Source organism: Sphingobium sp. KCTC 72723 (assembly GCF_014280435.1).
In the GTDB taxonomy this organism is placed as follows: domain Bacteria; phylum Pseudomonadota; class Alphaproteobacteria; order Sphingomonadales; family Sphingomonadaceae; genus Sphingobium.
Window position 1 is genome coordinate 14589 of sequence record NZ_CP060389.1, and the last position, 23718, is coordinate 38306.

Sequence of the window (23718 nt, forward strand, 5' to 3'; positions counted from 1 at the left end):
GGTCTGTCAACTTAATGAAAAAAATTCCGTATTAAGTTGACATCCTCGCCCTGAATGATAGCATTTCTTGATTATGCTATCACGGAGGCGAGCGACATGCCAGCTTTAACGATCCGCAATATTCCGGACGACATTCACAGAGGGTTGAAAGCCCTGGCGGCGAAGCATGGCCGGAGTGCGGAGGCCGAGGTGCGAGAGCTGATCGCTTCCGCCGTCTTTCCTTCCCAGCGCCAGCGTCTCGGGACAGCGATGACCGACGTTTGGGGTTGTGTCAGGCTTACCGAGGATGAGGCTCAAATCATTGATGGCGCGCGCGATCGCGCGCCGGCCAAGCCGATAGGCTTTGAAGAATGATTGTGCTGGATACCAACGTCATATCGGAAATGACGAAGCAATCGCCTTCGCCTGCTGTCGTTGCGTGGTTGGACGCGCAGCGCGCAGAGACACTTTATCTTTCGGCCATCACAATCGCAGAAATCAGATTCGGGATTGCCTGTTTGCCGGAAGGCAAAAGGCGGGACGCTCTTTTGCGGGCCTTTGCTTGCATAGAGGATCTATTCGCAGGCCGCATCCTGGCATTTGATAGCGAAGCCGCGCGACATTACGCCGAGCTGGCCGCTTCCGCGCGCCGCATGGGGAACGGCTTCCCGACACCGGACGGCTATATCGCGGCCATCGCGGCAGCGCACGACTATGCCGTGGCGACACGCGACGTTGCGCCGTTTGAGGCGGGCGGCGTGCCGGTCATCAATCCATGGGAGAATGATAATGGCTAATACCGATAATGGTGGTGGTCCTGAATGGGACGACATGATTGAAGCCGTCATGGACTCGATGCCTCAGAGGCTATCGAATAGAGAATGGCGCTCCGTAAACGAGAGCGTGCATACTATCATTAAGGCTTATGTTGGCGATATATTTGAGCGGTCATCAATCGGTTTTCTTAAGTCGCGCGAGGGAAAATCGGAAGTTCGTCTATGGATGAGCATCGGGCAGGATTGTGTCGATTTTCAGAAGGGCTTTGATACCGAGAAAGCAATTGCCAAATCCTATTCGCTTGAAGGGCTGAAACTGGCCCGCGATGTTCTCAACGCCCGCATTGAGGAAATGGAGCGGGAGGGATGCCCATGAAACTGGCCAATTTCATGCAAAAACTTCATGCAGCGGGGTTTGAAATCACTGTGATTGATAGCGAAATCCCTCTTTGGATGGTGGCATTAACGACACCGGAGGAAGTGGAGCGCGATGAAGGCGGTACGTGCTTCAATGGGATTCCCATTTGGACGGGTGATCGTTGGAATATTTGCATCCAGACTACCACGCCTGCTGTCCACTCCTCTGAATGGTATCGGCATTTCCATGCCGAATTAGCGCAAGCTGTATGTGATGAGGATGCTGATGGCCGAAAGGTGACGCCCAAAAATCTGGGAGACGATTAATGAAGATCGGGTATGCCCGCGTCAGCACTGGCGAGCAGAACCTAGCGTTGCAGATCGACGCCCTGCGCGCCGCTGGTGCCGAACGGATCTTTGAGGACAAGGGCGTAAGCGGCTCCACCGTGTTCAAGCCAGCCTACGGCGATATGTTGCGCCACGCGCGAGCTGGTGACGAAATCATGGTTTGGCGGCTCGACCGTCTAGGCCGCTCTCTCCCTGGCCTGATTATCGAACTAGAAATGCTGGGAAGCCTTGGCGTCGGGTTCCGATCACTCACGGAGCAGATCGAAACGGTGACACCGGCAGGCCGGTTGTTTTTCCATATGGTTGGGGCATTTGCCCAATTTGAGCGTGATGTAATCCGCGAGCGCACCAACGCGGGGATTCAAGCAGCGCGCCGCGCTGGTAAGAAGCTGGGGCGGCCTGTGTCGATCAATGAGGATCAATGGAAACAGGCCAAGACGCTGCTGGCTGAACCTCACAAAATGAGCGTGGTGGCAGTCGCGGGTCTGTTGAATGTCACCCGCCAGGCCATCTATAAACGGCTCAGCGCTGAGAAACTGGCCGAACCAGTCGAGGCTTGATCCATGGAATACCCCCCTGCCCTTCCCTTCGATTAGCGCACTCCCCTTAAGCGTCGCCTTTCCTTGGGCAGCTACCTAGGCCGGTGATGAATGTGCGAGCGAGCATATCCCCTCGTGCTCGTCACTGCTGATTGACGCACCTGGGCGGCTCCCCCTGCCTCATGCGGGATCGGACCTTCGGCCCCAAGCAGAAAACCACCGCTACGCGCCAACGGTTTCCGCAAGCGGACCCTCCGTTTTTCAGCTTGCCCGCGTCAGGGGGGCCGCCCCTCCAAAGTGCGTCAGCAACGACAGCACGAAGGAACGGACATGCAGAACATCGCTGAATTTCGCATCATCGGTCGCATCGGTAGCACGGAGATCAAGGAAAAGGTGGCAACGCTCGACGTTGCAGCAAACTACGGCCGCAAGGTCGGCAACGATTGGGAGGACGATACCCATTGGAACCGCGTCACCTGTTTCGGCAAGAATATCGAGCGCGCAGCCAAGATGGCCAAGGGCGACTTGGTGCATATCACTGGTCGCATCCGCCAATCCCGCTACGATCGCGAGGGCCAGACCGTTTACGGCGTTGACCTGATTGTTGATCGCTTGGCCGTGATCGCGAAGAATGGCCGCCCCGCCGATGACGATCGCGACGAGGATTGAAGCGTGCGGGCGGCGCTACGCGCCGCCCATTACATTACATGCAAATCAAATTACATGCACATACATGCAATGCTATGTGCAGGCATGTAAATGGCATTGCAAGGCTGTCATTGCCATTAAATGGCTTTCCAAGGCTTTCAAGTGTCAGTATGATATGCGCATGCCTTTGCTGTCTCATGCAGGTTCGGGGCATCCTATGAATGTAAAGGAAAGCAAATGGCAGTCATCGCCTTGGCATCCCCGAAAGGAGGTTGCGGCAAATCCACAACGGCAATCGCGTTGGCCGGTGCATATGCCGAGCAGGGCTATACCGTCAGGATCATAGATGCCGATCCCCGCCAGCGTGTCATGCGCTGGGGCGAGGCGGGGCAAACTGGTCCACAGATCGCGGTCGTAAGCGCAAAGGCAGAAACGATTGTTGCAACGATCCGTGCCGCCGAGAGCGAGGCGCAAATTGTCATCATCGACGTGGAGGGAAGCGCGAACATGGTTGTTCCGTTTGCCATCGCCCACGCCAATTTCGTCATCATCCCGGCTAACCCATCAGCGGCGGACGTGGAGGACGCTATCGCAACCGTGCGCGTCGTTCTGGACACCCCAAGCAAGCACGGACGCAGTGTTCCTTACGGGCTGCTATGGACGCGCGTTTCAACAGGGTTCCAGTCTCGCGAGTTTGCGGCGCTTGCTGGGCAACTCGCAGAGGCAGGGGTGCCGGTGATCGGCCAGTTTGTCGAACGCACCGCCTACAAGTCACTGTTTTCATACTGCACCACATTGGATCAGCTCCCGCGCGACGAAGTGCCGGGCACCGACAAGGCGCGGGCCGAGGGGGCCGCGCTTGCGAACGCAGTGGCCGACGCGATTTTGGCCGATCAGGAGAAAGCCGCATGACCGAGCCGCAAAAGCCTCAGAGGCGCAACCTGGGCCTGCCTCTGGCATCGGTGCGTAGTACGGCAACGGAGACGCCTGCGGCCGACGACAGCGCCAGGGAGACCGCGCTGCGTCACGGGTTCGACAATGTGCCGATCGCGGCGAGCGAGGTAGATCGCCTGAGAGCCAATCAGAACAGCGAACCACCGCGCCGGAAACGTGGGGCAGGGCGGTCGATGCCCTTCTCGGTGAAGCTCTCGCCCGCCACGATGGAATACATATACGAGGTGGCAAACTCGCGCGATATTCCCTTGGCACAGGTGATCGAGGAGCTTGTGGAGGCTCATCGAGAGGTCGCAAAGTGATGCGCCGTCGATGACGATCAACGAGAACGGGGAGGGCAGGGCCAACCCCTAAAATGGCGGGCGAGGCCGTTGGCTGGAACCAGCGACCCCGCCCTAATCACAACCGCAAAATTGGAGCTTTGCGAATCATGACTGACACCACCCTACCGAATCCGCATCCTGCGAGCGATGCAGCTTGGACCGTTGTGCTTGCAGATTATCGAGCCGCAGTTACGAGCTTTCATGCCGAGGTGAGCCGCGCTGCCGCTGCCGGTGACGACATTGACCAGGCCACCGCCGATGCTCACGCATTTGCAGCCGTCGCGCTTATCGGGACGCCGGCAACGCATGTCGTGCAGATCGGCCAGAAGATCAGAGCAGCCGACAATCTGGTAAATCTCGGGCAGCTCTATCCCAACCTCGCAGAGATCCTTCTGAGGGACGTGCTTGGCTTGATCGGGATCACGAGCGGGGATGATCGACTATTGCCGTATCCGCTTCACTGAGACGAGGGCGGCCAGCGCGATGTGCTGGCCGCTACGCGGCTCCGGTGAACCTATAGCAAGGCGACTGTGACGCAGAGCCGTTGCAGAAACCAACCAGAAGGATCATGACCGGGGCGCGTGCCAGTGTCATTCGGCTCGCTGATCCTTCCCCGTCATCGCAGCGCCCGTCTGTGGTGAGGGCGCAGGCTGACGGAGAAGAACATGACCGCATCGACCATCATTGCTGACATTCCTACCGGCCTCATCGTCGTTACCGGCCTTGTGATGCTGATCCTCGCTGTTCGCTTCCGTGGCCCTATGTCGATCGCTTTCGCAATCCTCTGCCTGTTCGGAACTTGGAACGCGGGAGAGGCACAGCCCGTCCTAGCGGCTATCATGGGCATTGTGCTTTATGGCGGCCTAGCCATCATCGGAAGCATCTTTGGAGGTCGCGGCGAGCTGGACCACGAAGCCCGATCCGGGGACTATGACTATGCCGCCGAGCAAGCGCGCCTCGCCAGCGAGTATCATCGCCGCGACCGGGAAAGCCGCTTTTAGTCTCCAGACAATCCGACCAACGCCGCAGCCACTTTCGCCGCACCATGCTTCGCAATGGCGGCGGCAATGGCGCGTGCGTCCGAGCGATCCAGTTCAGGAATTTTGACACGTTCTAGTGCCGCCAGAAGCACAGGGCGGCCCGCATCGCGCAATGCGTCCTCAGCCTCCTTTTCGCGCTGAACAATGGCCGCCAGCGCAGCCTCAAGTTTGACGCGCTCTTGCTTGATGCTTTCAAGGGCAGGGGACTTTGCCATGAGATAGATTCCTTCGTTGTGGTCGAGCTATTGGGTGGTTTGAGCTGGGATTGTGTCGATGGGATCAGCCATCATCACCAGACTATCAGCCTATCACGGCGGCACATGCGAGGCCGAGTTTGCACCTAGTCCGCCTTCTCTAACCGACATTTCAGGACTGTTCTATTCTTGTCGCGAAGAATGTCCAGACCGTGTGCGATGCGTTGAATCTTGAAATCCTAATTCCAGAAACGCGCGGCAAAGCCGCTCCTTTTCTCTCTGCGACGATCCAGCCAGGCGCGCCGATGGGCTTTGGTCGAATAGCGGTTGCCAAAAAGTGCATCCCCCCCCCGTCCACGTCTTTTTGGTTTTGCTTGAGGGAGGGGCATGCGAGTGGTAAGGGAAGGATAGAGATTGTAGTTCGCAGGATAGCACGATCGACAGCATTGTAACACAATGCACTCTATGGTGTCCGCTGCACGGGGCTTAAGAATGGCGCATCTGACGTTGCGAGTTGAAGACGAAATTGCGGAAGCCATCGACATGCTGGCGAGAGCGGCAGGCATGACCCGCAGCAAGTGGATCAACCGTGCTATCCGCGATGCCTTGCCTGCTCGTCCCGACGAGGTGCGAGACGTACCAACAGTTGCAGGCGCCTCTAAAATGCTATCGCTTCGTTTGCCCGCTGACGAGTTGGCGGCCATTGATATGGTCGCAGCCAAAGCGGGCATGACCCGTTCGCAATGGGTCAAACGTACATTGCGTTGGCAACTCTGGACGAAGGCCGGCGAGCTGCGCCTCGCGCCTAGCAGCTATCGTTCGATCATGAAGATCGTCGGCCAGGTGCGCGCTATAGGCTATTCGCTCAATCAGGCCGTGAAGGCGATGAACGCTGCCAACCGTCCAGAAAGTCCGCTCTTGATCGAGCAGGTTGCGCCGCATGTCATCGCGATGGAGGGGCGACTTTCGGCAACCATTAAAGAGGCGAATGCCACCCTTACTGCTATCGTGTCAGGGGAGGTTGATTACTGGACTGGGAGGGGCACCACGTCCCCTATCGCCGATGAGGTTCAGCCGTGAACGGCTTTGAGTTTTCCGATCAGACCCTTGAGGATTTGGAGCGGGTGCAGGGTGCGCGTGGGGCTGGGCGTGGCCAGGTTGACCATCGGGGAAACCGTGCTCTCTCTCGCGACTTAGGCAGTCTGATGCGCGCGCCGGGGCAACTCGCTTCTAGTGCCGCCCGTGCCGCTTCGCGCAGCCGTGGAGATCGAAGCGCACGGGCCATTGAACAGCTTGGTCGAACTGCCAAGCGCGCGCCTCAAGTCGTCGTGAAGATCACTAGCCGCATCCATGGCGCAGCCAGTACCGTTGGCGCGTTTACCTACGCCGGTCGCATCGGCATGTCCGATCAGGAGCCTATCGGGATCGAAACCAGCGAGGGCAAGGAGCTGATGAGCGCACAGGATATGATGGTCCTGGCGCGTGAATGGCAACAGTGGGAAACGGCGGACGAAGCGCGCCGCAATGGTGCGACAGCTATCGCCATGGTGTTCTCTATGCCTCCCGGCACTGACCCCGAAAAGGTCCGTGAGGCGGTGCGCGATTTTGCGGAAACCGACCTTTCAAATCGTCGCTGGGTGATGGCCCTCCATACGGACGAGGCGCATCCTCATGTCCACCTTATCATAGCTGGCCGTGATAATGACGGACGCCGGTTCAACCCTAACCGCGAGTTCCTGCAACAGTGCCGTGAACGCTTTGCGGAGAACCTTCGGGATCGTGGTGTTGAAGCCGACGCCACCAAGAGGATGGCTCGCGGCTACCCTCCCAAGCAAGACCCCACGCCCGTTCTAAAGATGCGTGAACGTGGCGCGGAGCCAGTCGCGGATAAGGGGAGATTGGCCGTCATCGGTGGACAGGCGCCCGATGCCGCGCGGCGCCTTGGTGAGCGCGAGAGGGAGCGGAGCAAGACCGTCGCGAACCATGTTTCGGTACGCGAAATCTATGTGCGTGCGGCGGCAGAATTGGAGGCTCATGGCGGTTCTGCCGAGACAGATCGAGCAAAGGCGCTTCGCGCATTTGTGGAGGCTATGCCGGCGCCCGCCAACGCCCGCGCGGAGATCATCGAGCGCCTGCGTACCGGCAATGCGCTGCCTAAGGACTTCGCGCCCGATCGCGAGCTTGAGCGGCTTAAGGCTCGCGTCCAGCAGTGTGATGCTGAACAGCGAACCGCCGCCCTGGACAGGATTGAGCGGGCAACCGGGAGGATCAAATCTGTTTCTGCCGAGCTGAAAGGGAGCGACAACAAAGCCGGGGCAGGGGAGGGGGAGCCGACCGTATTCGACCGTATTCGTGCCAAGTCGGCCGAGCTGAAGAACGACAGCGTACCTCCCAACGCCTCACCCGACCGTGCGCTTGCTAGCGCCCGTGAGCGGCTACAGGCTATGCAGCGCAAGATGGATAAAACCATCAAGGATCGCGCGCAGGATAAGGATCGAGATCGCAGCCAGGACCGCACTCGCGATCCCGATAGGGAAGGGCCGGGCCGGTGAATGGCGACGAATTATTGGGCGCTTTGCTTGAGCAGATCGGGACGCTGGCCGAAGGTGTGCAGGCGGTCATGGAGAACCAACAGGCGCTATCCGCGAAGCTGGATGAGCAGGCGTCGAGCTTGGCCGCTATCGGCGTTGCAGTGGGATTGACCTACCTTGCCACGGGGACCGAAGAGCCGCTTCCCGTCGATGTTCTTGAGGATCGCGCCTTCGCGCGTTTCCTCGACAACTACCCGCTTGATGGCCCCCCGATCATGGGTAAGGCGGCAATGGATGAGCACCTGGCGCGATTGGATCAGATCGACCCAGTTCGCCTTGCAGCAGGCTTCCGCGACCTTGAGCGGCAAACGCACCTGTCCATGATCGAGCGCGTCCGCAACAGGCAGATCGAGCGCGTAGCGCGCGAGAAGCATGGCGATCTTGAGGCCATAGAAAAGGGGCGCGCCGTAGCCGGCACGCCCCCTCGTGAGACAGATCGCGGAGATCAGGGTTAAGGCCCCTGTGCATTACTCGGACACAGATTCACGGTAGCGGCTTGATAAGCAGTGGCATGAGGCCGTTGGCATCGAGATCGAGGCGATCGGACCAGACGTAATCGCTGGCGAGATTGATGCCCGCCATAATCATCCTTTTGCTCTTTGAGGAAACGTAATTTCACCCCGGCCTGCCCTTACGGTGTCAGTGAACCCACCGTTTCGCGCATCGTGGCCGAACACCGGCAAAGCATCGAAGTCAAATCGGCGTAAGCGCTCGCGGACAGCGATGAATGGTGGTTCTGCTTTCGAGCCGAAAGATGCAGAAGCCTTCGTTGTTGCGGTGTCATAACCGTTCGGTTGTGACACTTGGCGAGATTGCCCATAAGAGCCGCAGCCCGAACCGCAATTCGTCTGCGTCCGGGCTTGCTTGGCTAAAGCGCCACGAAAAGGGTCGCGCTCAGCACGTGGTTGGTGCGATCTTCTCCGCGCCGAAAGACGTGCTGGTTCAGGTAGCCCGGTTCTAATCGCATTCGGGGCGCGACAGGTACGCCGACTCCGACGAAAGTACGCCACTGGTCCACGCCGTCACGGGCACCCCAGCTCGTCGAGTTCAGGTTAAAAAATCCTTCGGTGAAGGCGACTGCCTGCACTGTTCCCTGGCGCGCGATCGGCACCTGCACCCGGACAAACTGTCGCAACCGCCACCCGGTATCATCTCGACCCTCCAGCATGCGCTGTTCGAGCCGCGTGCGACTGATGAGAAGGGGGGTCCCGTTACCATTCCGCACGACGGCGAATTGCACCTGCTGCCAAAGCCTGTGTTCGTTCGTGATCCGGCCGCCTTCCGGGTCGGTACGGATATAGGCGTAACCCGCGATTGCATGAGCGTCGGGTGCTATCCTCGCGCCGATCGCGGTCCGTGCAATGAACTGGCTGCCTCCCCCGACGTCATCGGTCGCGCGCCCCTGAGCTTCGAGCCATAGAAAGAGGTCGCCGCGAACCGGTCCTGTGGCGATCACTGATCCCCATGCCTGGATGTCGTCCTGCGCGTGGGCGGGAGAACCGATGACCGCGCTCGCCAAACAGGCGAGAAGAAGCGGGATATATCGGACGTTCGGCATACCCATTTTACTGCTACCCTTCATATGCACTGCTCCAACCCGGACATGCGTTTAGACGTTGCTTCAGACTTGAGATCAGGGGGCGTCGCTATCCCATCAGGTCAGGGTGAACGCTCCGACCGCGGCCCCGATAGCCAGAACGACAGGCGTGGCGAGCTTGCTTTTCCAGCGGTACATGACGGCAAGCGCGACGCCAAAGATGAGCAAGCTCGCGATCGGGTTTGGTGTTCGCGTGGCCGTGGTCTGGGCAAGATCGATCACCGTCACCACGATCAGACCGACGACACCTGCCGCCACCCCGGCCAGGAATAGCTGGAGGCGTTTGTGCTCGACGACGGCTTCCAGGCGATCGTAGAACAGGAGCGAAAAGGCGAATGCGGGCAGGAACATGCCGGCCGTCATTGCCAGCGCACCGGCCAGCCCGCCGCTGATCCAGCCTACAAAGGTCGCAAAGATCACTAGCGGCGCAGGCAGAATGCCCGACAGGCCGAGGCCATCTAGGAATTGTCCATCGGTCATCCAGCCTTGGCCCACCGTGTCGTGCCGGATGAACGGGATTGCTGTGTACGCTCCACCGAACGTCAGCAGGCCGCCCTTCAACCCCGCCCAGAAAAGCGCGGCCATCGTAGGAGCGGATTCCCGCACGCCGGTCGTCGTCCCCGCCAGGGCCGTGCCACCCGTCCAGGTCAGGGTCGCCGCGCCGATCGCGAGCGCCACCACGACCGCGGCGAGTGCGTAACGGCCGGTCGAACCGAGCGCATAGACTGCACCGGCGGCGAGAAGCACAATCCAGAAGCTGACCCCGGCGAGCGACGCGACTGCGGCTGCGATGGCGGTCGCCCATAGCCACGGCCCGAGCAGGATGTGCTCGCCGATGCGGTGGATGGCGCGCACGATAACCGCAATGACCGCCGCTTGGACGCCAAGGAAGATGGCGCCGAACACGGTCCCCTGGATCGGTAACCGTGTATAGGCCCAGGCGAGCGCGAGCATAAGGACAAGTCCCGGCAGCATGAAGCCTAGCCCGGCGAGGACACCTCCCAGACGGCCCTTGGCACGGATGCCGAGATGGACGCACAGCTCATGCGCCTCCGGTCCGGGCAGCACCTGCATCACGGCCAGGAGCTTGTTGAACCGGTCGCTTGGAATCCAGCGTTCCTCATCGACCAGCTCGCGCCTGATCATGGCGATCTGCGCCACCGGACCACCGAACGCCATCATGCCGAAACGGAGGAAGCGCAGGAACAGCGCGGGGTAGCTCAGCTCAGGTGGCCGAGCTTCTCCGATGACCGAGCTTGTGGGGGCGAAATCACCGATATGTGCCATCATCCAGCCCCCTGTCCGCCACGTTGTTTGGTGAAATGCGCGTGGAAACCATCGAGCGCGCCCGAGCCTTGGGCAATCCGCTCCACGTCATCATCCGTTCCCGCGCAAATGCCGTTGACCAACGCGGCGATTCCGGCCGCTTCCGGTCGGCCGAACTTGCCATCCGCAATGTCGAGGTCATGGATAATCTCGGCTAGCGCGATCAGCGCCCGGTCGGCATCGAGACCGGTTCGATATACCAGTGTTTCGAAGGAGCAGCGGTCGCCCTCGTGCGTGAACTCCGCGTCTGCCATGTCGAAACGCAGTTCTTCCGGCTCGGGCACGTAGCCTTTGCCGTCCACGAACTTGAAGCTGGCTTGCGGATCGATGAACCGGCGGATCAGCCAGGCCGACGCGATGCGGTCGACATGGACATGCCGGCGCGTGACCCAGGTGCGGCCCTTCAGCTCCGCGGGCGTCAGCTCCAGCGCGCCCGTCCCGCTTACGTCCGGATGTTCATGGACGCGGCGGTCTGCGTCGGCGAGGGCGGCCAGGACAGCCTGTCGCCCGTGCGCGCCGAAAAAGTCGATCGCGGCGATCTCGTCCAGACGCTTTCTAAGCCGCCGGGTATCCGCCAGGGCCACCTCGCCGCCTTCGGTCAACGAGCGTAACTCACGCGCCAGATCGTCATAATCGGCGTCGCGGGCCGCGTCGAACATGGCGCGAAGTTCCGCACCGGTCATGCCTTCGACAAGCCGGGCCTCCAGGATCAGTGCCTCGCCGCCTCCGTTTGTGATTTCCGCTCGCAACTCCTCGAACAGCGCGCGCGTGTCGGGACGCAGGGGTAGCGCGTGGACTGCGTTCTTCAGCGGAGCAGAACCGATCGCCTGCAAGCGCCGCCACACCCGCACGCGCAGATAGGCCGGCTTGGCCGGTAGCTGCGGGATCAGCAGCAGCCAGTCATGTGGCTTGATAAGTGGATCGTCAGTCATGCGGCATTCTGTATCACAATAATAAATCTAACGTACACTTGTATCATTTCACATCACAAGCTAAATGTTGTCCGGAAAATTCGTGGTGCACATCATAGGGTCGCGAGCATTCGCGAATGCGGCCCGCCAGTCGAATCCAAGGAGAAAAGCATTGCGTCACTTGTTGCTACCGCTTGCCGCCCTGCTCGCTGGACCGGCAGTCGCCCAGACCGCTCCGCAAACGGCCCCAGCTCAGGCGAACAGCAACAGGTGGGCAACAGTGGACGAAAATCTTGGCCGGGGCGGCACGACGCAGCCGGACGGGGTCCGCCGTTATGCGTTTCCTCGCTCCGATCTGAACGTCCAGCTCGACGGCGTGGCGATCAAGCCCGCGCTGGCGCTCGGCTCCTGGCTCGCCTTCATGCCGATGGGCGAAGAGGCCATGGTCATGGGCGATCTCGTGTTGACGCACGACGAGGTGAACCCTGTCATGAGCAAGCTGCTCACGAGTGGCTTCACGGTGACGGCGCTCCATAACCATTTGCTCCGTTCCTCACCGGCGACGATGTACCTGCATGTCGGCGGGCACGGCGATCCGGGAGAGATGGCCAAGAACCTGCGGTCCGCGCTTGCCGAGAGTCGGACACCGATGACCGCGCCTGCCAAGGCCGCGGATTCCAAACTCGACTTCGACACCGCCGCGATCGACGGGATCATGGGCGGCAAGGGCAAGCCCAACGGAGGCGTCTACCAGTTCGGTTTTCCCCGAGCTGAAAAGCTGAGCGACAGCGGAATGCCTGCACCCGCCTCAATGGGCACGGCAACGGCGCTCAACTTTCAGCCGACCGGCGGAGGAAAGGCGGCCATTACGGGCGATTTCGTGCTGACCGCCGCCGAAGTCGATCCGGTGCTTCGTGCACTACGGTCAAATGGGATCGAGGTGACCGCACTCCACAACCATATGCTGGACGATCAGCCGCGGCTCTTCTTCATGCACTTCTGGGCAAACGATGACGCGCGTAAGCTGGCACGCGGGCTTCGCGCCGCGCTGGACAAGACCAACATCGTCCGCCCTGCGGGCTGAACATTTTAAGGCCGTAGTAAGTCAGGAGCAGATCAATGAGGACGTTATCAGGCGTATTTCTATGCGCGCTATCCATGGCGAGCTTTGCGATGCCGTTCTCGCCGTCCCTCGCTCAGGCCGGGATCAGCACGAACCCGGCACCGTTGGAAACCACGGGCTATTCGAGCGCCGTGGAAGCATTGAGCAAGTACGAGGTCGACTCCAGTCAGCTCGCGCTGACCCGCTCGAAGAGCCAGGCTACGCGAGCCTTCGCGCAACAGATGGTCCACCATCATAGCCGAGTGAAGTCAGACCAGAAGATCGTTGGCCGCTCCGACACCGGAAGCGCGCTGGACGCCCCCTTGTCTCAGATGCTGGACACGTTGCAGAACACGCCGAGCGTTGAGTTCAACGCGGCCTACAAACGCGGGCAAATCGCCGCGCACGAGGAAGCGCTGAAGGTTCATGGCGCCTACGCGGCGCAGGGTAGCGATCTTGCTGAACGGGCAAAGGCTCAAGCGGCCATGCCCGTGATCCAGAAGCACCTCGGTGCAGCACGCGATCTACCGGAAGCCTGAGGTAATCGATGATGGCGTCATGATTTGTCGGTTATGGTGTTGGTGAAGCACGCTGCCTATCGGCACTCGACCGTGAGATGCACTATTTCGTGGACTGGCATCAGGCGGGCGCGGATCGCGTCGCCGTCTATGTCTTGCCCGCATACGACACTGACGATCGCGGCGTGCGCTTCCGGGCCGACCCGCCAGACGTGAAGGTCTGCAATCCGGGCATCCCCCGGTGCCTCGACCAGCTCGCGCACTTCATCGGCAACGTGATTGTCGGTCGCGTCGAGTAGCACCGAGGCTGTGTCGCGCATCAGTGTCCACGACCATCGCGCGATCACAACCGCGCCGACGATGCCCATCACTGGGTCCATCCATATCCAGCCAAGATAGCGCCCGGCCAATAGCGCCGCGATGGCAAGGACGGAGGTGAGTGCGTCGGCGAGGACGTGGACATAGGCCGAGCGCATGTTGTTATCGCCACCATGCGTGCCGTGAGCATGGCCGTGATCGTGTCCATGATGATGATCGTGCCCGTGGTGATGCCCACCCGAGAGCAGGAAGGCGCTGGCTATGTTCACGCCCAGGCCGACGACGGCGATGATCGTTGCTTCGCCGAAGGCGACCGTAATCGGCTGAAACAGGGCAGGACGGATTCCACCGCGATCCCGAGCGCGATCAGCCCGAGCACCATCGCCGAGGCGAACCCGGCCAGATCGCCGACTTTGCCCGTGCCGAAGCTATAGGCGAGATTATGGGCGTGCCGTTTGGCATAGGCGTAGGCAGCAGCCGTGACGCCGAGCGCACCCGCGTGTGTCGCCATATGAAACCCGTCCGCGAGTAGCGCCATCGAGCCGGTCAGGTATCCGGCGACAATCTCGACCACCATCATTCCGGCTGTGAGTGCAACCACCCAGAGCGTGCGCCGGGCGTTTTCGTCATGCGAGGAGCCGAGGAAAACGTGATCGTGAGTGTGGCCCTTGATCGCGGGGAGCGTTGCCATAGATGTCCCTATTTGGAGTAGCGGCGGATCGCGGCGATGAGCTGCTCCGCCCCAGCGGCGCGATCGTCGTCGGATAGATCAGGCCGGGCGACATGCTCGCGAACGTGCGATTCAATAATCGCGTCCATGAGGCCGTTCATCGCGCCTCGCGTCGCCGCAACCAGGTGAAGAGTGGTAGCGCAATCCTTCTCTGAAATCAGCGCTCGCTCGATCGCGGTGACTTGCCCGGCGATGCGCCGGACGCGTTTCAGAAGGGCGTCATCAGTATGCAAGTGAGACATAGCTTACCCCCCTACCCTATATGTGAAAGATTAGGCAATGCGGTGTCAAAATCGGTCGCTTGTGACACACCGGCATCCGGCCTTCACACGCACGCGGCTTTGCGAAGGTCAGAACCCGCGTCACAATATCGGCTGCGGGGATCGACAAACCAGCTCGATCACGACCGCTATATGGTTGCCGAACAGACCAATTCGGGGCTACCGTGAATCAGTGTCCGAGTAATGCACAGAGGCCGCTAAGGTTCTTCAAACGAGCCTTGGCGTAAATAGATGAGCCGTGGTTTGGCGCTTATGCCGGGGTCGTTACACCAACCCTCCACATGCTCGCATCCCAATGCAGTGTGCAATTGATCCATCATCTTTCGCCAATTTGGATCGGTGTCACGGACCATAACAACCCTTTCACTGTCGATGCCGACACACGCGACCACTACGGGTTTGAAGCCGAAGGAAACCCGGCCAACCGTCACTTCATCAATCGCCGTCCATGGCTCGCACCATTGCTCATTGCCGTTGCTCAGCACGATCCCTTTCGTCTCCGCGCTGATGATACGGAGCGGTCCTGAATCGGCATGGTCAGTCGGTCGCATGACTATCGTTCGAGATCTTTTGAGGTCTTATCAGCAGCCGTGCGGTGCTGGTCGCGCGTTTCGTCCCGGCGCTGTTCGACCTCTCGAACACGAGGCGTCCGAATTTCCCCGCCGCGTTCCATCGTTTGAGCAACGGCTTCCCGTGCCGCAACCTTCATCCTCGCCGCCTCTGGCGTGGCCTGGCCGTACTTCTTATCAATGGCCGCATCCATTGCGGCTACCTGTTTGGCGGCAGGATTCAGGCGCTTGTCGTCCAATCGCTCCGCTTGCGACATTTGCCTGAAATCGGATGCAACACGCCGATCGCGGTCCTCTCGCGCGGCATCGCGTGACCCATCCAACCTATCAGCAGGCTTGCCGGATGATGCAGCCCTTTCGGTTCTATCGTCGGCCATTATCCCTTAGCTCCTTTCAGAAATGATAGTGCGTCGTTGTCGCCCTCTTCTTCGGCAGGATCGGCGGACCCGACCTGATCGAAGTTCATGCCCGTGAGATCGGCCCGCAATCCCAGCGCCACAAAGAACGCTGTCGCTTTATGCGGATCGCCATCATCGGGAAGTTCATCAATTGGGAAGCCGACCAGGCGCCCGTAATCGACGCCCTGCAATGCTTCCTCGTCCGTCATTTCGGGGGATTCTGCCCGTTCGATCAGGGCGAGCGAACGGCGCGCTATGGAAGGATCGAGAGGCCGCGGCCGAACGGGTGGCGGCGGGACCTTCGACGCTTGCAGCATCCACTTGTCTTTATAATAGCGGATCTTCCCGCCCTTGAGCGGAGGGATACCGGCGCGCAGGACAATCACCTCTTCCTGAGACAGTAGCAGCAGCTCTTGCGGCAGCATCAGGGGCCGGCGCTGATCGGAGGTCGATACAGACCCCTCAAACGCATCCCACACCCGCTTGGATCGGGATTTTGCCTCATATGTGTAATTGCCGAGGCGTTCGGATACCTCCTTCGCCACATCGACGTGCTTTGGCGTAAAGACCAACTCGACGCCGCAGTTCTGGACGATTTCGCTGGTCACGTCAGGCCCGTACACGTCGCGGAGCTGGCCGCGTGCCTGAATGACCGGCACAAGGCGAATGCCGTAGCCGGCGACGTAGGAGAAGCCCGAGGCGATCACGCTCGCGCGGCCGAGACGAGCAAACTCGTCCAAAAGGAGCAGCAGCTTGAGGGGGTGCCTGCCCTTCTCCGGATCGGGCAGCTCGCGCACGTTCAGGTCAATGAGTTGCTGGAACAGCAGATTATACACGTCCGCCATGCGTTCCATGTTGTCCGGCGACACCCCGAGATAGAGCGAAATCGGCTTCGTCCGGAAATCTCTCAGGTCAAAATCGGATTCCGACGTTGCGGCGTCCACATATGGGTTGATCCAAAGATTGATCTTGGCCGAAACGGATTGCCGAATGCCGGTAAAGGTATTGGCCGAGCTGGAAATCCAGTCGTTCAGGGCCGAAATGCAGGCTTCCGACAGGGGGTCGCCCATGGCCTGGCGTTCCTTGATGATCTTGGGAAACCGCTCCTTCGCATCGCCCGCGCTGAAATTGCGGTATATCTCCCCCATCGTGAAAGGGAGATCCGGTGTTGCTGCGATATAGGCCGACACGCCGAGAAACGCGGTGCGCGCGCTGTCCATCCAGAAGCTTTCGCCGTTGGCGGGCGGCGGCCAAAGCATCGCTGCGATCTTTTGCAGCTCGTCAATGACTTCTACCGGATCGGTGCGCTTGATATGCGCGAAGGGATTATAGCGCGCTGTGCGGCCTTGTGGATCGAGCGGATCAAAAAGGAGAACCTGATGGCCGAGGCTTTTGCGCCAACCCGCAGACTTCTCCCAATTCTCCTGCTTCACATCGAGGACGACAACAGAGTCCGCCCAGGTCAGCAGATTGGGAATAACGACGCCTACGCCTTTACCGGCGCGCGTCGGAGCTTCCAGCAAGACATGCTCAGTGCCGCTAAACTGGATGAAATCGCCACCCCGCCCGAATAGCGACTGGAAGAAGGTTTTTGGGCTGCGCCCGAGCAGCAACCCTTCATTGGGGTCCATCAAGCCCGCCTCGCGAGCCTCGTTCCTGTTGGCCCAGCGCGCAGCGCCGTGAAGGGATTGCTTATGGTTGAGGAACACCATGAAGGCGACCAGCGCGCCAGCGGCGGCTACACCGCCCGTCCCCTTGGCGAGCCATCCCATGACGGCGGGATTATGGCGGTAGAACCAGAAATATTCGGGCATTTTGAAAATGTTCAGATCGGTCCTGAACTGCCCCAAGCCTATGATCGCTACCAAGCCGCCCAAGGTCAGGACTGTGATGGCGCCGATTAGTACGTAACCGATCAGTTTCCGTCGCTCCATGAGCCACCCTCCTACATGCCGGTCAAATCCGGCTCGAAATAGATTTCAGTGACGCGAAAGCGGCCATCGACCTTTTTGCATTGGACAACGACATCAACGAGCAGGTGCAGCAGATCGAGAATGTCTTTGCGTTCGAGGTCGCGACCGCCTTCCGATTCCTTCACCAGCAGCGACAATTGCTCGAAGGCCAGCGCTGCGGAATCAGCGTGAACGGTCGTGATCGAACCGGGATGGCCGCTGTTGACGTTTCGCAGATAGAAGAACGCGGTCCCGTCGCGCAGCTCTTGCAGCAAGATACGGTCTGGCCGCATTCGCAGGCTCGCTTCTAGGAGGTGCTTTGCGCCGACCTGGGCTTGGCCTTGCCCATCCTTGGAATAGATCATGTGCACCGCATTGCGGTGCGGCACGATCAATTCGCGCGTATCCTCGATAGTCAGCAATCGCTCTTCGGACGGGATAAGCTGGATCAGCGCCTTGGAAAGCGTAGTCTTACCGGACCCGGTTGCGCCGGAGATCAGGATATTCTTGCGGGTTTTGACGGCAAGTTCGAGGAACCCTGCCCATTCCTGCTTTTCCTTGAGCGCCACCAGTTCAGCGTCGGCCGCCGTGGACCTGCCCCGAGCTATCTTCGTATGCTCGAACAGGCCCCCGGCATGAAGCTCACCCAAGCCGAACGTCTTGACCGAGGGCTTGCGGATCGTGATCGAATAATTGCCGAGGTCGCAGGCAGGGGGTGCGACAATCTGGACGCGCTCGCCAGTCGGCAAACTGGTGGAGCATATCGGCGTTTGCGGCCCGACCTTTTGCTTTGTGTAGTTCGCCATCGAGTTCGACAGTGTTTCAAGCCATTGAACGGACAGTCGCTCTTCCGTCACCCACTCCCAGCCCTTGCGCCCCTCGATGCCGACTTCACCGGGCTTGTTGATGACGAGTTCCGTAACCGCGTCGGCATCGAGCAACGCGCGCAGCGGCTCAAGGTGATGAGTGAGAATGGCTTGATCGAACATCATCGGCGCAACCTCAAAGAGTAGACGCTGCTGAAATCCACGTCCCGCGCGACCATGATTGTCATTTCCTTGCCTTGAGGAGCGCGAAGGCGTGGACGGATGCGTTGCGAGTCCTGCGCTGCGATGCCCGCCGCAGCATTTGGCGCAGCGATCGTCTGTTCGACGCCCGACACGCTATTGCCGAGAGCGTTGCCGGCGTCCCCGACGATCGACAGCAGCAGCGCGCCGCCGAAGCGCTTCCAGAAGAAGGTTTCCACCTGGCCGCCCATACCGGCGCGGCCGAGCTGATCGGCCGCAGGCGAACCCAGCGTGACCGACACACCCGCAGGCGTGATGGCCCGGTTCCACAGGACGAAAATGCGGTTTTGCCCGGTCGAGAACCCACCCTGATACTCACCCAGGACGCGCGTTCCCTTCTCCATCAGGATCACACTGCCGTTAGCCGACCAAATATCTTGTGGGATCAGGCAGCTCGTCAAACCGGGCTGGGTCGAATCCATCGCAGTTTGGAGGACGCACGGAATCTGCATTCCTGCTGTGATGAGGAAATTGCGGTTGCCAAGCTGACCGGCTGACACTTTGGCTATGTCCATCCCGTTCAGTTTCTGAGCCAGTTCATTCGGGGCTTTGGCTCCGGCCTCGTCATCGCCAGATCCTCCAACGCGCAAATTGCTGAAAGGCCCTGCATTGGGGTTGCCGCCAATACCCGGAACGCCAGCGGCGGGGGAAACCGCCATGATCGGCGCACGGCGCATAGCGTCCTGACGCGCTCGCTCGCGCTCGATCGCGGCGAGACGCGCCTGTTCGGCCTTCTCCAAACGCTCTGCTACCGGATCGCGGGGACCACCCTGCACCGCAGGGACCGCCGCACCGGACAAATCCTGGCCGGGAGCCATGATCGGGTTGCCGAATGGATCAGTCCCCACCTGTGCGAGCTTGTTAGGATCGGTCTGACCCACAACAACCGAGGCGGCCTGGCGCGCCGATTTCTCGGCCGACACGTCATCCCCGAGCTGGAACGTGCTATCATCCCGCTTTGGCTGGCCCTTGTCGCTTTGTGAGGCCATTGAGAAAACAATGAACCCGACGAACGCGGCGCCGCAGGCCACGGCTACGCCTGTGCCCTTGCCCATGGACTGCAACCGTCCGCGAGGATTGAACGCCTTGCGATCGACCTCCGGGGTTGTGCTGTTAGCTTCATTGAGCGCTTCCGCATTCACGTCCGTCTCGTCGTAAGTCGGACGCTGGCGAGGCGCGCCATGATCGGCGCTGTTTTCAATCTCACTCATCGGGGGCTGCTCCCGTCCAATTTGCGTTGCACTTCGGGCGATGCCGTTCCCGATGAATTGTCCGGCCCATATCGGTCATAGGCATTGTTCCAGATGCACGCGATCGACAGGCCACGACGCAGCCGGAATTGCTTTGCGACCTGATGAATCACGACAAATTCGCCGCGAACGTCATAGGGTACGACCGCTTCCGATCCGTCAGGGCTGACCGTGAAGATGGCGGGGAGCTGTTGGTTGCGCGGGAACCGCAGGATCGTGAATTGCCCGTTGTCGGTCACTTCCGACGGGGCGAGATCCGATGAACCCGCAATCGAATAGTCAAGGTTGCGCTTCCCTTGGACCGCAGCCGCATCCAGCGCGACCCTGACCCCGCCAGCTTCGACCATGAGCATTTGCATCTGCAACCGCTGCATATCGGCATTCTGGCGAGCCGCCGCTTCCTGTTCAGGATAGCGGAAACGCACGACGAATTGGGCATCGGTGCCGGTTGCTATGTCCCCGCTGCGCGCAGACAGAGCAAAGGTATAGGTACGAACCACCCCAGCTTTGCGCGTTACGACGATCAGATTTGTCGGTGGCGCTTTCTCGCGAGGCTTGATGAAAAGGATATTATCAGCCGGGGCGACTTCCCAACTTACGGTATCGCCTAGCGCGACACTCGAAATCGTCTCCCCGTCCCCGAAAACAATCTGCGATGCAGCACGGAAAACGCCTTTGATCCGCACGACTTCATCAATGTTGTAATTGATATATCGGATGCGGGTATCTTGCTGGCCCGAGCGAGGAATTTCCTCAGCAAAGGCGGGGTTGGTGATGATCGCGGCGACCAGCGCCCCGCTCATGAGGACATTGCGAAGCGCGTTCATCGGCCAATCTCCGGATCGGCGCGGTAGCTGACCACTTGGAAGCCCAGCGGGTTGTCGAGCCTGCCAGCTTCGGTTGTCGGCTTATCCACGTACTTGAAGTTGATCGTGGCAATCCATTGCACCTGTTCGTCAGGGACGTTCCCCGGCTTCGCCACGGACTTGACGAAACGGACCTGCGCCACGCGGTTGTTGATGAAAGTGATGTTGCGGACGGCGGCAGCGACCAGTTCGCCGCCCTGGTACACGTTGACCGGGGCATTGGGGTTGGTCGCGCGGCGGGTGCCTGCAAACTTCTCCTGCTCTTGCGGCACCGACAGCGCCAGCACCTTACGCTCTGTGTCGCGCGAGGATGAGGGGTTCCAAGACTCCCGGTTGCGAACGTAATCGGACAGGAAGTATTTGTTGACCGCTTCGTCGGCGGTGATGTTGCGCGTATTGGTCAGCCGCGTCACCACGTCGATGGCGCCGGTCTGGCGATCGACGCGGATCACATAGGGTTCCACCGATCGCAGCGGTGCCGCAACGTGCCATGCCAACATGGAGAGGCCGAAGATGACCCCGCCAGCGCCCACCATATAAGCAATGCGCTTTTGCTTGTTCGCCTCGCGAACGCGATCAAAATCCCAATCCTTCGCATCCGCGAAATACTGGTCCAGATCGCTCTTTTTCTTGACGCCCAGGGCCATCGTCAGCAGCTCCTATATGCGAGTTGAGGGATTGTCGGCGCTTGCATCATGGAGAGCGGTTGGCCCGGCGCGGGCTGGTCAGGTGCGGGCGGTGGCGCGGGCACCACTGCGCCGTCAGAGCCATCGGCTTTCCCAGCATCGCCCGCTTTGGGGAACACCATCACATCGCCTTGAGGCGCTGTGCTGACCACCGGGGCGGAGAGGACCGATCCATAGGGATTTGCGGGCCGCGCGTCCGACCGACTGCACGTTGAAGGGGGATTGCGACTCTCCGAAGTCGTCGCACAGGCCACAACACCGCAGCTTGCGACCCCGACACAGAGAATCCTTCCCCAGCGGCGCGCAACCAGCGCACCGTGATTATTCAACCACATTGCCATTACTCCTACCTGTTGCCGGGGCGGGACGATGCACCGGGCATCGAAGTGCGACCCGAAGATGCTTGAGCCTGTTGAACGAATGCGGCCCGATTGGCGGTCTGCCTGTTGAGCGACCAGCGGGCCGTGTTGCCAACCGCGTTCGCCGCGCCCTTCGGCGCGCGAAGGGTCGAGTTCATGATTTTGCGTTGGAGCATTGACGGGTAGATCGCGGACAGGAAGCCCGCGCCAGATGATCCGCCGCCGCCCGCAAATGAACCGATGGACTGCGCCTGCATGATGATGAAGCCGCCGACCAATACCGCGACAAGTTGCAGCATCATCGCCGCCAGCGCCGTCCACGTATCGCCACCAGCGCCAGCGCCGACAGAACCGGGGATCGCGTTCACCAGCGCCACCACGAAAAGCAGCGCGATCGAGACCGCCGCCGTTTGAATGGCGTAGTTCAGCACCGCACCGAGCCAGCTAAAGAACAGGCCCGAGGATGACGGGAAAATCAGAGCGCCGACAAAGATCGGCATCGTGGCGATCGTCACGAAAAGGCCGAACTTTATGAACAGGACGATTGTCATGGCGATAGCCGCGATGATGTAGGCCATCACCATAATGAGAATGACCATCAAGCCGGTCGCAAGGTTCGGGATCGTGTACGGGAAGAATGTGCTTGGCTCGATCCAAGGCTCCATCTGGTTATGGATCGAAAGCGCAGGCTCGACGGCGTTTTTAACGAACGCATCGAACGTCGCATTGAGCGCACCACCGCCCAATGCGTTCGCGAGCTGGTCCGGAGCTTGTTGGGCTGCTGCTGCAATTTGCGGTGCGATCGTGGACGTCGCCGCCAAGATCACGAGGTAGCATTTGAGCCAGGTGCCGAGATAATTGCCGAATGGCTCATTGGACACCCCGCGCATGACGGCGAAGCCGACGATCACCAGATTGATTGCCATAGCGGTTTGCAGTGGCGCCGACACCAACCCCATCACGGCAGCGTACTTGCCCGAAAGGGTGCCGGTAATCTGGCCTTCAAGCATGTTATAGATCGCGTCGAGCATGACCTATTTCCCGTTCCAGGTCGGCCAGATCGAACCATTCTTGAGGTTCTTTTCCGTCCGCGCGCGCTCACGCTTGAATTGCTCTTCGGCATTGCGCTTGATGGCTACAGCGGCGTTCCCGCAGTTGACTCCCGCGTCACCATTGCTTTGGCAACGCGCGGTCTTTTCCCGCGCCTCGTCCAGATGCTTCAAATAGTAATCGACGGACTTTTCCGCCTCACCGCAGGCGGCCAGCGGAAGCGCCGCAGCCGCAAGTATTGCAAAGCACTTCCGCATGGCCCGATCCTCCATTTTACTTAGTTGCCGTTCCACGTCGGCCACAGCGCGCCGCTGTCGATGTTTTCCTGCGTCTTGCGCTGTTGATTGGCGAAGTCCGCAGAGGACTTCACCGCCAGCGCACCGCGCGCAGCCTGTTCCGCCGCTTGCATCTGCAAGAGCCGGTTATTGATCGCGGCGTTTTCGATGTTCGCTCGCGCTGCAATGTCCTGCGATTGACGCGCCGTTGTTGCGGACGCGAGGCCGGTGCTCAGCTCCTTAAGGCCGTCACCGCTCGCCGTGGTGGCTTCCAGCATATATTCGCCATAGGCTTGATCGCGCGCGCCTCGCGTGGCTGCGCCGTTCAAGATGCCCTCGGCATCGCCAAAGTCGCCACTCAGTCCGGAAAGCGAAAAATCGCTGGTATCCATGATCCCCTTGGCGCGGTTGCCGAGCGCGCCCAGGTCAGCCAGATCGCCGGAGATCAGATTGATTGAATCCTGCATTCCGTCCGGCAAGGCCGTCTGCAAAATCTCCGCTTTCAGCGATTGAGCGACATTCGAGATTTGCGAAAGGCTGTTCATCGTGTTGTAGAGTTTCTTTGCCTCTTCCAACTGATTGAGCGTGTTTTTGGCTGTTTGCAGGGCTTGCGCGATCGACTTAACATCAACGACCGCCAATTGGGCATGGGCCGATCCGGACATGCCGCCGAGCGACAAAGCCAGTGCTGCGAAGGTTAGAATTTTCTTCATA

At 60.1% G+C, this 23718-nt stretch carries 29 protein-coding genes and 2 pseudogenes; 15 read left to right on the forward strand and 16 right to left on the reverse strand.

All coding sequences use genetic code 11. The features are described 5' to 3' along the window. Positions 1-96 precede the first annotated feature (96 nt). The 10 genes from SPBM01_RS21430 (at position 97) to SPBM01_RS21475 (ending at position 4925) form a co-directional block, all read left to right on the forward strand. Positions 97-354 carry a FitA-like ribbon-helix-helix domain-containing protein gene (locus SPBM01_RS21430; RefSeq protein ID WP_029623224.1) on the forward strand — a complete coding sequence of 86 codons (258 nt, stop codon included), beginning with the start codon at positions 97-99 and terminating at the stop codon, positions 352-354. Beyond that, positions 351-776 carry a type II toxin-antitoxin system VapC family toxin gene (locus SPBM01_RS21435; RefSeq protein WP_010408958.1) on the forward strand — a complete coding sequence of 142 codons (426 nt, stop codon included), beginning with the start codon at positions 351-353 and terminating at the stop codon, positions 774-776. The genes SPBM01_RS21430 and SPBM01_RS21435 overlap by 4 nt, the downstream gene beginning before the upstream one ends. Next, positions 769-1131, forward strand: a complete 363-nt coding sequence (locus SPBM01_RS21440; RefSeq protein ID WP_148648490.1) for a hypothetical protein — start codon at positions 769-771, stop codon at positions 1129-1131. Before SPBM01_RS21435 ends, SPBM01_RS21440 begins: the two co-directional genes overlap by 8 nt. Further along, a complete protein-coding gene (locus SPBM01_RS21445) occupies positions 1128-1439 on the forward strand; it encodes a hypothetical protein (protein WP_148648491.1) in 312 nt (103 codons plus the stop codon). The genes SPBM01_RS21440 and SPBM01_RS21445 overlap by 4 nt, the downstream gene beginning before the upstream one ends. After that, positions 1439-2020 (forward strand): recombinase family protein, encoded by a 582-nt coding sequence (locus tag SPBM01_RS21450; RefSeq protein WP_010408953.1) that lies wholly within the window; start codon positions 1439-1441, stop codon positions 2018-2020. The genes SPBM01_RS21445 and SPBM01_RS21450 overlap by 1 nt, the downstream gene beginning before the upstream one ends. A gap of 309 nt (positions 2021-2329) precedes the next feature. Then, a complete protein-coding gene (locus SPBM01_RS21455) occupies positions 2330-2668 on the forward strand; it encodes a single-stranded DNA-binding protein (RefSeq protein WP_010408952.1) in 339 nt (112 codons plus the stop codon). Positions 2669-2884: 216 nt separating this feature from the next. Next, positions 2885-3559, forward strand: a complete 675-nt coding sequence (locus SPBM01_RS21460; protein ID WP_010408950.1) for a ParA family protein — start codon at positions 2885-2887, stop codon at positions 3557-3559. Next, entirely contained in the window at positions 3556-3903 is a 348-nt protein-coding gene (locus SPBM01_RS21465) for a hypothetical protein (protein ID WP_010408947.1), read from the forward strand. The genes SPBM01_RS21460 and SPBM01_RS21465 overlap by 4 nt, the downstream gene beginning before the upstream one ends. 128 nt (positions 3904-4031) lie before the next feature. Continuing rightward, entirely contained in the window at positions 4032-4388 is a 357-nt protein-coding gene (locus SPBM01_RS21470) for a hypothetical protein (RefSeq protein WP_148648492.1), read from the forward strand. 201 nt (positions 4389-4589) lie between these two features. After that, positions 4590-4925 carry a hypothetical protein gene (locus tag SPBM01_RS21475; RefSeq protein WP_148648493.1) on the forward strand — a complete coding sequence of 112 codons (336 nt, stop codon included), beginning with the start codon at positions 4590-4592 and terminating at the stop codon, positions 4923-4925. Here the strand turns inward: SPBM01_RS21475 and SPBM01_RS21480 are convergent. Beyond that, a complete protein-coding gene (locus SPBM01_RS21480) occupies positions 4922-5179 on the reverse strand; it encodes a hypothetical protein (RefSeq protein WP_066609282.1) in 258 nt (85 codons plus the stop codon). The genes SPBM01_RS21475 and SPBM01_RS21480 overlap by 4 nt on opposite strands. 471 nt (positions 5180-5650) lie before the next feature. On the opposite strand from SPBM01_RS21480, the gene SPBM01_RS21485 reads away from it, so the two are divergent. From SPBM01_RS21485 to SPBM01_RS21495, 3 genes and pseudogenes are all read left to right on the forward strand, one after another. After that, the gene (locus tag SPBM01_RS21485) at positions 5651-6238 is read left to right on the forward strand and encodes a ribbon-helix-helix domain-containing protein (protein WP_066609283.1); all 588 of its coding nucleotides are present in this window, start codon (positions 5651-5653) and stop codon (positions 6236-6238) included. Between the two features lie 389 nt (positions 6239-6627). Beyond that, positions 6628-6912: pseudogene (locus tag SPBM01_RS22265) on the forward strand (relaxase/mobilization nuclease domain-containing protein); the annotation flags it as partial. Positions 6913-7706: 794 nt separating this feature from the next. Further along, the gene (locus tag SPBM01_RS21495) at positions 7707-8204 is read left to right on the forward strand and encodes a hypothetical protein (RefSeq protein ID WP_066609285.1); all 498 of its coding nucleotides are present in this window, start codon (positions 7707-7709) and stop codon (positions 8202-8204) included. A gap of 413 nt (positions 8205-8617) precedes the next feature. Here SPBM01_RS21495 and SPBM01_RS21500 read toward each other — a convergent pair whose 3' ends face one another. The 3 genes from SPBM01_RS21500 to SPBM01_RS21510 all read right to left on the reverse strand — a co-directional run bounded on the left by SPBM01_RS21500 (position 8618) and on the right by SPBM01_RS21510 (position 11604). Beyond that, on the reverse strand, positions 8618-9331 hold the full coding sequence (locus tag SPBM01_RS21500; protein ID WP_082679274.1) for a DUF2490 domain-containing protein: 714 nt from the start codon (positions 9329-9331) through the stop codon (positions 8618-8620). Positions 9332-9403: 72 nt separating this feature from the next. Next, positions 9404-10570, reverse strand: a complete 1167-nt coding sequence (chrA, locus tag SPBM01_RS21505) for a chromate efflux transporter (RefSeq protein ID WP_082679283.1) — start codon at positions 10568-10570, stop codon at positions 9404-9406. A 62-nt stretch (positions 10571-10632) separates the two neighbouring features. Then, entirely contained in the window at positions 10633-11604 is a 972-nt protein-coding gene (locus SPBM01_RS21510) for a chromate resistance protein ChrB domain-containing protein (RefSeq protein WP_234422447.1), read from the reverse strand. Between the two features lie 181 nt (positions 11605-11785). On the opposite strand from SPBM01_RS21510, the gene SPBM01_RS21515 reads away from it, so the two are divergent. After that, positions 11786-12667: a DUF1259 domain-containing protein gene (locus SPBM01_RS21515; RefSeq protein WP_410483070.1), complete on the forward strand. Its 882-nt coding sequence runs from the start codon at positions 11786-11788 to the stop codon at positions 12665-12667. Between the two features lie 74 nt (positions 12668-12741). After that, positions 12742-13224: a DUF4142 domain-containing protein gene (locus tag SPBM01_RS21520; RefSeq protein ID WP_062734594.1), complete on the forward strand. Its 483-nt coding sequence runs from the start codon at positions 12742-12744 to the stop codon at positions 13222-13224. A 56-nt stretch (positions 13225-13280) separates the two neighbouring features. Here SPBM01_RS21520 and dmeF read toward each other — a convergent pair. The 12 genes and pseudogenes from dmeF to SPBM01_RS21580 form a co-directional block, all read right to left on the reverse strand. Then, positions 13281-14212, reverse strand: a pseudogene (gene dmeF / locus SPBM01_RS21525) (CDF family Co(II)/Ni(II) efflux transporter DmeF). Between the two features lie 8 nt (positions 14213-14220). Then, positions 14221-14493, reverse strand: coding sequence for a metal/formaldehyde-sensitive transcriptional repressor (locus tag SPBM01_RS21530; protein WP_066609287.1), 273 nt, complete (start codon positions 14491-14493; stop codon positions 14221-14223). Positions 14494-14729: 236 nt separating this feature from the next. Further along, the gene (locus SPBM01_RS21535; protein ID WP_148648494.1) at positions 14730-15083 is read right to left on the reverse strand and encodes a hypothetical protein; all 354 of its coding nucleotides are present in this window, start codon (positions 15081-15083) and stop codon (positions 14730-14732) included. 2 nt (positions 15084-15085) lie between these two features. Next, the gene (locus tag SPBM01_RS21540; RefSeq protein WP_148648495.1) at positions 15086-15478 is read right to left on the reverse strand and encodes a hypothetical protein; all 393 of its coding nucleotides are present in this window, start codon (positions 15476-15478) and stop codon (positions 15086-15088) included. After that, entirely contained in the window at positions 15478-17433 is a 1956-nt protein-coding gene (locus SPBM01_RS21545; protein WP_066609289.1) for a type IV secretory system conjugative DNA transfer family protein, read from the reverse strand. Before SPBM01_RS21545 ends, SPBM01_RS21540 begins: the two co-directional genes overlap by 1 nt. 11 nt (positions 17434-17444) lie before the next feature. After that, positions 17445-18440, reverse strand: coding sequence for a P-type DNA transfer ATPase VirB11 (gene virB11, locus SPBM01_RS21550; RefSeq protein WP_066609290.1), 996 nt, complete (start codon positions 18438-18440; stop codon positions 17445-17447). Further along, entirely contained in the window at positions 18440-19729 is a 1290-nt protein-coding gene (virB10, locus tag SPBM01_RS21555; RefSeq protein WP_066609291.1) for a type IV secretion system protein VirB10, read from the reverse strand. The genes virB11 and virB10 overlap by 1 nt, the downstream gene beginning before the upstream one ends. Further along, positions 19726-20595, reverse strand: coding sequence for a P-type conjugative transfer protein VirB9 (gene virB9 / locus SPBM01_RS21560; protein ID WP_066609292.1), 870 nt, complete (start codon positions 20593-20595; stop codon positions 19726-19728). The genes virB10 and virB9 overlap by 4 nt, the downstream gene beginning before the upstream one ends. Next, on the reverse strand, positions 20592-21281 hold the full coding sequence (locus tag SPBM01_RS21565; protein ID WP_188065893.1) for a virB8 family protein: 690 nt from the start codon (positions 21279-21281) through the stop codon (positions 20592-20594). Before SPBM01_RS21565 ends, virB9 begins: the two co-directional genes overlap by 4 nt. Before the next feature lie 385 nt (positions 21282-21666). Continuing rightward, the gene (locus SPBM01_RS21570) at positions 21667-22710 is read right to left on the reverse strand and encodes a type IV secretion system protein (protein WP_066609294.1); all 1044 of its coding nucleotides are present in this window, start codon (positions 22708-22710) and stop codon (positions 21667-21669) included. Positions 22711-22713: 3 nt separating this feature from the next. Next, positions 22714-22986 carry an EexN family lipoprotein gene (locus tag SPBM01_RS21575; protein ID WP_066609295.1) on the reverse strand — a complete coding sequence of 91 codons (273 nt, stop codon included), beginning with the start codon at positions 22984-22986 and terminating at the stop codon, positions 22714-22716. 20 nt (positions 22987-23006) lie between these two features. Further along, the gene (locus SPBM01_RS21580) at positions 23007-23717 is read right to left on the reverse strand and encodes a type IV secretion system protein (RefSeq protein WP_169574837.1); all 711 of its coding nucleotides are present in this window, start codon (positions 23715-23717) and stop codon (positions 23007-23009) included. Position 23718: the final 1 nt, after the last annotated feature.

What these genes read in the sequence shown, in the direction of transcription:
- SPBM01_RS21530 (WP_066609287.1), bottom strand. Translation starts at nt 14,493, where the DNA reads ATGTCTCACTTGCATACTGATGACGCCCTTCTGAAACGCGTCCGGCGC.
- SPBM01_RS21545 (WP_066609289.1), bottom strand. Translation starts at nt 17,433, where the DNA reads ATGGAGCGACGGAAACTGATCGGTTACGTACTAATCGGCGCCATCACA.
- SPBM01_RS21445 (WP_148648491.1), top strand. Translation starts at nt 1,128, where the DNA reads ATGAAACTGGCCAATTTCATGCAAAAACTTCATGCAGCGGGGTTTGAA.
- virB9 (WP_066609292.1), bottom strand. Translation starts at nt 20,595, where the DNA reads ATGAACGCGCTTCGCAATGTCCTCATGAGCGGGGCGCTGGTCGCCGCG.
- SPBM01_RS21450 (WP_010408953.1), top strand. Translation starts at nt 1,439, where the DNA reads ATGAAGATCGGGTATGCCCGCGTCAGCACTGGCGAGCAGAACCTAGCG.
- SPBM01_RS21485 (WP_066609283.1), top strand. Translation starts at nt 5,651, where the DNA reads ATGGCGCATCTGACGTTGCGAGTTGAAGACGAAATTGCGGAAGCCATC.
- SPBM01_RS21475 (WP_148648493.1), top strand. Translation starts at nt 4,590, where the DNA reads ATGACCGCATCGACCATCATTGCTGACATTCCTACCGGCCTCATCGTC.
- SPBM01_RS21580 (WP_169574837.1), bottom strand. Translation starts at nt 23,717, where the DNA reads ATGAAGAAAATTCTAACCTTCGCAGCACTGGCTTTGTCGCTCGGCGGC.
- SPBM01_RS21465 (WP_010408947.1), top strand. Translation starts at nt 3,556, where the DNA reads ATGACCGAGCCGCAAAAGCCTCAGAGGCGCAACCTGGGCCTGCCTCTG.
- SPBM01_RS21500 (WP_082679274.1), bottom strand. Translation starts at nt 9,331, where the DNA reads ATGAAGGGTAGCAGTAAAATGGGTATGCCGAACGTCCGATATATCCCG.
- SPBM01_RS21430 (WP_029623224.1), top strand. Translation starts at nt 97, where the DNA reads ATGCCAGCTTTAACGATCCGCAATATTCCGGACGACATTCACAGAGGG.
- SPBM01_RS21535 (WP_148648494.1), bottom strand. Translation starts at nt 15,083, where the DNA reads ATGCGACCGACTGACCATGCCGATTCAGGACCGCTCCGTATCATCAGC.
- SPBM01_RS21510 (WP_234422447.1), bottom strand. Translation starts at nt 11,604, where the DNA reads ATGACTGACGATCCACTTATCAAGCCACATGACTGGCTGCTGCTGATC.
- SPBM01_RS21520 (WP_062734594.1), top strand. Translation starts at nt 12,742, where the DNA reads ATGGCGAGCTTTGCGATGCCGTTCTCGCCGTCCCTCGCTCAGGCCGGG.
- SPBM01_RS21470 (WP_148648492.1), top strand. Translation starts at nt 4,032, where the DNA reads ATGACTGACACCACCCTACCGAATCCGCATCCTGCGAGCGATGCAGCT.
- virB11 (WP_066609290.1), bottom strand. Translation starts at nt 18,440, where the DNA reads ATGTTCGATCAAGCCATTCTCACTCATCACCTTGAGCCGCTGCGCGCG.
- SPBM01_RS21575 (WP_066609295.1), bottom strand. Translation starts at nt 22,986, where the DNA reads ATGCGGAAGTGCTTTGCAATACTTGCGGCTGCGGCGCTTCCGCTGGCC.
- SPBM01_RS21440 (WP_148648490.1), top strand. Translation starts at nt 769, where the DNA reads ATGGCTAATACCGATAATGGTGGTGGTCCTGAATGGGACGACATGATT.
- SPBM01_RS21455 (WP_010408952.1), top strand. Translation starts at nt 2,330, where the DNA reads ATGCAGAACATCGCTGAATTTCGCATCATCGGTCGCATCGGTAGCACG.
- SPBM01_RS21565 (WP_188065893.1), bottom strand. Translation starts at nt 21,281, where the DNA reads ATGGCCCTGGGCGTCAAGAAAAAGAGCGATCTGGACCAGTATTTCGCG.
- SPBM01_RS21570 (WP_066609294.1), bottom strand. Translation starts at nt 22,710, where the DNA reads ATGCTCGACGCGATCTATAACATGCTTGAAGGCCAGATTACCGGCACC.
- SPBM01_RS21540 (WP_148648495.1), bottom strand. Translation starts at nt 15,478, where the DNA reads ATGGCCGACGATAGAACCGAAAGGGCTGCATCATCCGGCAAGCCTGCT.
- SPBM01_RS21480 (WP_066609282.1), bottom strand. Translation starts at nt 5,179, where the DNA reads ATGGCAAAGTCCCCTGCCCTTGAAAGCATCAAGCAAGAGCGCGTCAAA.
- SPBM01_RS21435 (WP_010408958.1), top strand. Translation starts at nt 351, where the DNA reads ATGATTGTGCTGGATACCAACGTCATATCGGAAATGACGAAGCAATCG.
- virB10 (WP_066609291.1), bottom strand. Translation starts at nt 19,729, where the DNA reads ATGAGTGAGATTGAAAACAGCGCCGATCATGGCGCGCCTCGCCAGCGT.
- SPBM01_RS21460 (WP_010408950.1), top strand. Translation starts at nt 2,885, where the DNA reads ATGGCAGTCATCGCCTTGGCATCCCCGAAAGGAGGTTGCGGCAAATCC.